The sequence below is a fragment of the Mesorhizobium sp. M5C.F.Ca.IN.020.32.2.1 genome (assembly GCF_004023105.1).
GTDB lineage: Bacteria > Pseudomonadota > Alphaproteobacteria > Rhizobiales > Rhizobiaceae > Mesorhizobium > Mesorhizobium wenxiniae.
The window spans coordinates 1-1,063 of the sequence record NZ_RZSX01001344.1 but is presented as its reverse complement, the minus strand read 5'-3'; the positions used below and the strand labels follow the sequence as shown (position 1 = coordinate 1,063).

At 63.4% G+C, this 1,063-nt stretch carries 1 protein-coding gene and 1 pseudogene; both read left to right on the top strand.

Annotation, left to right across the window (positions count from 1 at the left end):
• Positions 1 to 346: pseudogene (locus EOA86_RS35845) on the top strand (hypothetical protein); the annotation flags it as partial.
• The coding region (locus EOA86_RS35840; protein WP_128345758.1) for an FAD-dependent oxidoreductase at positions 343 to 1,063 on the top strand (721 nt) is incomplete at its 3' end. The pseudogene EOA86_RS35845 and the gene EOA86_RS35840, both read left to right, overlap by 4 nt.

Here is a 1,063-nt window from a genome sequence, read left to right as displayed (position 1 = left end):
GAATGAGGGCACGCGGTTCGACGCGATCACCGTCAATCTGTTTCTGCATCATTTCGACGATGCCGAGCTCGTGCGTCTGTTTTCGCTGATGGCGCCGAAGGCCCCGCTGCTGCTGGCGACAGAGCCGTTGCGAGCGAAACTGGCGTTGGCCGCGACGCGTCTTCTGCCGGCAATCGGCGCCAATGACGTGACCCGAAACGACGCGGCTCAAAGCGTGCGTGCCGGCTTTCGCGGCAGCGAGCTTTCCGGTCTCTGGCTCGCAGCAAACGGCAAACCGGTCGATGAACGGCGCGCCGGCCTTTTTTCCCACATTTTTGTCGGCGCCAGCGCCGGTGATGACCTATGACGCGATTGTCGACCCATGACGCGATCATCGTAGGCGCCGGCCCGGCGGGCACGTCCGCCGCGCTGACGCTGGCCCGGCGCGGATGGGCCGTGGCTATTGTGGAAAAGAGCGTGTTCCCGCGCCGCAAGGTCTGCGGCGAATACATGTCGGCAAGCAATCTTGCGCTTCTGGACCAGCTGGAAATCGGCGATGCCTGGCGTGCCAATGCCGGCCCCGAAATCCGCCGCGTCGGCTTCTTTTCCGGCGATGCGAGTGTCGAGGCACCCATGCCTCGTGCAAAAAATGGGCCTCGTGCAAACGATGAACCTTCTGCCAACCCTGGCTTCGGCCGGGCGCTCGGCCGCGATATTCTCGACTGTCTGCTTTTGCAGGCGGCGCGATCGGCGGGCGTCGAAATCTTTCAGCCTTGCCGCGCCGTCGCCATCGATCGGGATGGCGAAATGCAAATGGTGCGAATTCAAGCCGGGAACGAAACGACGATGTTGCGTGCGCCGGTGATTGTCGCCGCACACGGCTCCTGGGAACCAGGACCGCTGCCCAGCCAGCTCGGGAAGACCAACCGCCCTTCGGACCTGCTCGGCTTCAAGGCGCATTTCACCGGGTCGTCCCTAGCGCCTGATTTGATGCCTCTGCTGGTGTTTCCGGGCGGTTATGGCGGCATGGTTTCGGCGGATCATGGCCGGCTGTCGATTTCGTGCTGCATTCGCCGCGATATGC